5 protein-coding genes and 1 tRNA gene are annotated in these 4792 nt (G+C 68.7%); 2 read left to right on the top strand and 4 right to left on the bottom strand.

The features are described 5' to 3' along the window. The 4 genes from ACLL81_RS09100 to ACLL81_RS09085 form a co-directional block, all read right to left on the bottom strand. The coding region (locus tag ACLL81_RS09100; protein WP_411288025.1) for a class I tRNA ligase family protein at nt 1-610 on the bottom strand (610 nt) is incomplete at its 3' end. Nucleotides 611-703: 93 nt separating this feature from the next. Beyond that, nucleotides 704-1315: a DUF2497 domain-containing protein gene (locus ACLL81_RS09095; RefSeq protein ID WP_411288024.1), complete on the bottom strand. Its 612-nt coding sequence runs from the start codon at nt 1313-1315 to the stop codon at nt 704-706. Nucleotides 1316-1413: 98 nt separating this feature from the next. Then, nucleotides 1414-2979: a TolC family outer membrane protein gene (locus ACLL81_RS09090; protein ID WP_411288023.1), complete on the bottom strand. Its 1566-nt coding sequence runs from the start codon at nt 2977-2979 to the stop codon at nt 1414-1416. Nucleotides 2980-3101: 122 nt separating this feature from the next. Beyond that, nucleotides 3102-3668 (bottom strand): protein-L-isoaspartate O-methyltransferase family protein, encoded by a 567-nt coding sequence (locus ACLL81_RS09085; RefSeq protein ID WP_411288022.1) that lies wholly within the window; start codon nt 3666-3668, stop codon nt 3102-3104. A gap of 134 nt (nt 3669-3802) precedes the next feature. Here ACLL81_RS09085 and ACLL81_RS09080 point away from each other — a divergent pair. Then, nucleotides 3803-3876 (top strand) — tRNA-Cys (locus ACLL81_RS09080). A 227-nt stretch (nt 3877-4103) separates the two neighbouring features. Further along, on the top strand, nt 4104-4763 hold the full coding sequence (locus tag ACLL81_RS09075; RefSeq protein ID WP_411288021.1) for a hypothetical protein: 660 nt from the start codon (nt 4104-4106) through the stop codon (nt 4761-4763). Nucleotides 4764-4792: the final 29 nt, after the last annotated feature.

Below are 4792 nucleotides of genomic sequence, written 5' to 3'. Positions count from 1 at the left end.
GATAGGCGAAGTGCCAGTAGTGGCCGTCGACCTCGCGCTGCTCGACCTCAAGATCCGAGATGGCGGTCTGGAAATGGGGGTCCCAGTTCACCAGCCGCTTGTCACGATAGATCAGCTTCTGCTTGTGCAGGGTCACGAACACCTTGCGCACGGCGGCCGACAGGCCCTCGTCCAGGGTGAAGCGCTCGCGGCTCCAGTCGCAGGAGGCGCCCAGGCGCTTCAGCTGGTTGACGATGGTCCCGCCGGACTTGGCCTTCCACTCCCAGACCTTGGCCACGAAGGCGTCGCGGCCCAGGTCGCGGCGGCTCTGGTTACCCGCCTGCGCCAACTGGCGCCCGACCACCATCTGGGTGGCGATGCCGGCGTGATCGGTGCCGGGCAGCCACAGGGCGGCCTTGCCGCGCATCCGCTCGAAGCGGATCAGCACGTCCTGCAAGGTGTTGTTCAGCGCATGGCCGATGTGCAGCGAACCGGTGACGTTCGGCGGCGGGATGACGATGGAGAACGGCTCGGCGGCCGGGTCGTCGATGGGCGAAAAGGCGCCCGACGCCTCCCAGGCGGCGTAGAGGCGCGGTTCGACGGTCTTGGGATCGAAGGTCTTATCAAGCATGGCGGGGAATTCTGCTGAGCGGTTCAAATACAGTTCCGCTCATCCCCGCGATAGCGGAGATGCAGGCGCGGGGACGAACGTAGGTGGGTCCCGCTAGCGTACCCGGCCGCGGGCGATGCGGTCGACCTCGGCCTCCACGGTCTGCTGCACGATGGCCGGCAGGTTGTCGTCCAGCCATTGCTGCAGCAAGGGCCGCAGCAGTTCGCGCACCACATCCTCCAGGGTCCGGTCGCCGGTGGGCATGGCGATGGCCGCCGAGAGCTGGCCGAAGGCGGAGGCGGCCGCCGAGGCGGCGCTGGCGCTGACCAGGGTCTCCACGGTGGGCATGGCCGCCGGCGGTGGCTCAGGCTCGGCCACGGCGGCCGGCGGGGCGGTGAAGACGTCGAGGTCGCCGTGGGTCTCGACCTTTTCGGTCAGTTCCAGGGGTTCGTCCTCCTCTTCCTCGATGGCGGCCGCGGCCTGCATGGGGACAGGCTGGGGCTCGGGCTCGGGCGCTGGCTCGGGCTCGGCAGCCGGCGCGGGCTCCTCGGCGCGGACCGGCTCCGGCTCTGCGGCCGGCGCGGGCGGGGGCGGCGCCTCTGCCTCATCCTGCACGGGCGCGGCTTCACCGGCCGCAGCGGCCGGTGCGTCGTCTTCGGAGATGATCCGGCGGATGGAGGCCAGGATCTCCTCCATCGTCGGTTCCTGGGAGGTCTGTTCAGACATGGGCCTGCCAAAGCGCGAAGTGGAAGAATCCAACAGGACCCTAGCCTAGGCGCGCCCGCACGATCCTGCAATTTCCGGTTTCATGCCGGCGCCGGCGTCTAGCGGCGGACGGCCGCGCCGGTGGCCACGCTGGGCGGCGGTTGCAGGCCGGGCGGGATCGCCGGCTCGGTGGGCTTGGCGGTGGGGGCCGGGGCCGGGGCGAGGGTCAGCACCCGGTCGATGATGGCGATCGGCTCCTCCCAGGGAACCCAGCCCCAGGTGATGCGCAGCTTCCTGGCGTTGCTCGCCGCATCATACTGCGGGACGGTTGGCGTCAGGTTGCGGGCCTCCAGCCGGCCCATGACCGCCAGCACGTTGGCGGCGGCCACATATTCGTCGCGGCGGGCGCTGACCTGGGTGAGCTCGGCCTGGCGCAGCTCCTGCTCGGCGTTCAGCACGTCGATGGTGGTGCGCAGACCCACCTGCTGCTCCTGACGGGTGCCCTCGGCGGCGATGCGCGCGGCGCGGACCTGTTCGGCGCTGGAGCCGATGGAGGCGCGCGAGGCGAGCAGCTGGCTCCAGAGCTGGGTGATGTTCTGCAGCACGGTGCGCCGGGTGGTCTCGACCGTGATCCGTTCGGCGTTGTTGCGCTCCACGCTCTGGCGGATGCGCGAGGAGACCAGTCCGCCCGAGAACAGCGGGACGGTCACCGTGGCCACGGCGCTCAGTTCACGGGAGTACAGCTCCCGCTCGAAGGGATCGTTGGTGCTTGCGCCAAACGTCAGCCCGCTGCGCACGGTGACGCTGGGCATCCGCTCGGCGCGGGCGCCGGCCACCCGCGCGCGGCTGGCCTGTTCGGCGAACTGCTGGGCGCGGAGTTGCGGGCTGTACTGCTCGGCGATGGTGAAGGCCTGGTCCGGGTCGGTCGGCAGCAGGTAGGCCAGCGACGGCTCCGGCGCGAGGTTCTGCGGGTTCTGACCGACCAGGGCCGCATAGGCCGCCCGCGAAATGGCGACCTGCGCCTGGGCCGACGAGAAGGTCGCCTGGGCGGCCGCCAGCCGCGCCTGCGACTGGGCGACGTCGGTGCGGGTGATCTCGCCAACGTCGAAGCGGGCCTGGGATTCCTGGAGCTGACGGCCCAGCACCGAGACGTTCTCCTGGCGGATGCGCAGGGATTCCTGGTCACGCCGGACGTCCACATAGGCCTGGATCACGGTGGCCAGGATCTGCGCCTCGACGCGGCGCAGGTTCTCGCGGCCCTGGAGGATGTCGGCCTGGGCGGCGGACACCGCCGCGGTGACCCGCCCGCCGGTCCAGATCGGCTGGGAGAAGCTCAGGCCCAGGCTCGAGCTGTCGCGGTCGCTGATCCCGGAGGTGCTGGGGAAGACGTCCGGGACGCCGTCGTTGTTGAGGTCCGTGCCCCTGGCGAAGCGCGGCGTGCGCGTTTCGGCGGTGGAGGTGGAGGCGGACAGGCCCAGGGTCGGGCGAAAACCGCTGCGCGCCTGCACATAGTTCTCGTCGAGCGCCCGCTGCAGGGCGCGCTGGGACTGCAGGGTCGGATTGGTCTCGTAGGCCAGGGCGATGGCGTCAGCCAGCGTCTCGGCGCCGGCCGGCGCGGCGAAGGCGCTTGCCGCGCCCGCGCTGAAGATCGCGGCCAGCAGCCGTCCGCGAAAGCTCTTCGACATTCCGTATCCCCGATCAGACGAGCGCGACTTGGTCTCTATATGCCGACGTGTGGCGTCTCGACCAACTACAGTCACCTTAAGCTTTTTTCACGCCCAGCGTTTCGCCGGTGTTTCAGAACACCCTAAAGGGCGAAACCATGTTGCGCCGCGTAGCCGGGCAACACCGGCGGCGTGGCGTCGAACAGCGCGCGGCGGCCGACCCCATCCTGAGTGCGGATGTAGAGGCAGGCCTTGCCCACCGGGCCGTCGCGCTCCACCACCCCCAGCCGCCCGCCGAGGTTCAGCGCCGCCAGCCAGGCGTCCGGGGCGCGGGCCACCGCGCCCTCGCAGACGATCACGTCGAAACCACCCTCGGGAACCTGGCCCAGGTCGTCGTCGACCCGGACCACCTCCACCCTCAGGGTCTCCACCACGGCCGCGGCATAGGGGGCGGCGATGGCCAGGGCGCGCTCGCCGGGCATCGGCTTCAGCGCCTGCAACAGCTTGCCCAGGTCGCGCGGCTTCAGCAGGAACCGGCCCGGCGCGTATTCAACCTCAATGTCGGCATAGGCCAGGTAGGCCCGGCCCTGCGGCACGAACTGCTCGCGCGCCAGGATGCGCATGGCGTCGTGCAGGCGCACGTCGGTGACGTCGGCGGTGCGCACCTGGCTTTCCACCATGTTCAGGCGGGCGGCGGCGAGGTCGGCCATCGAATCTCCTTGGGCGCGCGGGCGCATCGGGCGTGCCGCCGGGCTTATAGGTCCCGCACCCTTGGCAAGGCAATCGCCGCCGCCGACAGGCGTTGCCCAGGACCGGCCGTTCTGTTAGCCAACGCCGCTCCGGCGGCCTGATGGCGGAGTGGTGACGTAGCGGACTGCAAATCCGCGCACCCGGGTTCGATTCCCGGTCAGGCCTCCAAACTTTTCGAAGCGAGCTCAACAGCTTATTCTGCTGTCGCGGCGCGTCGAGCGCAGGACATTTCGCGTCCATGTCGCAAGAGTTCGCAAGCATTTCCAATGGGCGCAATTTGATCGCGGCGGCTCTGTGCGAGATGCAATGCGACATGGAGCCGAGAAGAGCATTTGCGCTTGCGATCAGATGGCGAAGTGTTCCAGTCCGAAAACTGATTTGGGTGTAAGCCCACCGTGGGCTCGAATCGCCCTCTCACCGCCACCCTGTCCTTGGTCAGCAAGCGGAGCGGTATTGGGTGGGTGAACGAATGCGGGCACCATCACCGCATGTATGTCCACATCTCGCCTTATGAGACCTGCGCCGCTCAGGCGCAGCGATGCGCCGAACATGTGGAGGCAGCGGCGAGCGACCCTCAGCGGCTTCTAGACGCGCTCCGATGCGCGCACCTTGCGCTCATGGCGGCCATGGTTGAGGCCCTTAGCGGAACTGCCGGCGTCGGTGCGTTTTCCGACAAGCTCGCGGCGCAGCATCTGGAATTTATGCGCGGGACGCGGTCTCAGATGCCGGGCGAGCGCACCCTCACTTACTCCGAACTGTTCAGTCGCGTTCAAGAGCCTGGGCGCCTCGACTTCTCCGATCCCCTGGTTTTCAGCGAACACGAGAAGCGGGTCGTGGCCGAGATTGACCGGTTCAGGATGCTGATCGATCACCCGAAGCCGACGATGTGGGGCATCGAAGTAGTCGAGTTGGTTCAGCTATTGGTGCGGCTCCCGGACCTCTTGGAAAGATGCGTTGCGGCCGCCGGCCACCGCTATCTAGATGGACCCGATGAGAAGGTTCGGGACGGCCTGCACCGGATCAAGACTGCGCTGCCGGGGGTCCCCACCAAGTGAGCAGAAGCGAGCCATCTGACGCAGTGAAG

Origin of the sequence: Phenylobacterium sp. (assembly GCF_046590535.1) — a bacterium.
Classification (GTDB): domain Bacteria; phylum Pseudomonadota; class Alphaproteobacteria; order Caulobacterales; family Caulobacteraceae; genus Phenylobacterium.
This window is presented reverse-complemented; position numbering and strand designations above follow the sequence as displayed.

Excerpts from the sequence above, each read along its gene's own strand:
- ACLL81_RS09095 (WP_411288024.1), bottom strand. The coding sequence starts at position 1,315 with ATGTCTGAACAGACCTCCCAGGAACCGACGATGGAGGAGATCCTGGCC.
- ACLL81_RS09090 (WP_411288023.1), bottom strand. The coding sequence starts at position 2,979 with ATGTCGAAGAGCTTTCGCGGACGGCTGCTGGCCGCGATCTTCAGCGCG.
- ACLL81_RS09085 (WP_411288022.1), bottom strand. The coding sequence starts at position 3,668 with ATGGCCGACCTCGCCGCCGCCCGCCTGAACATGGTGGAAAGCCAGGTG.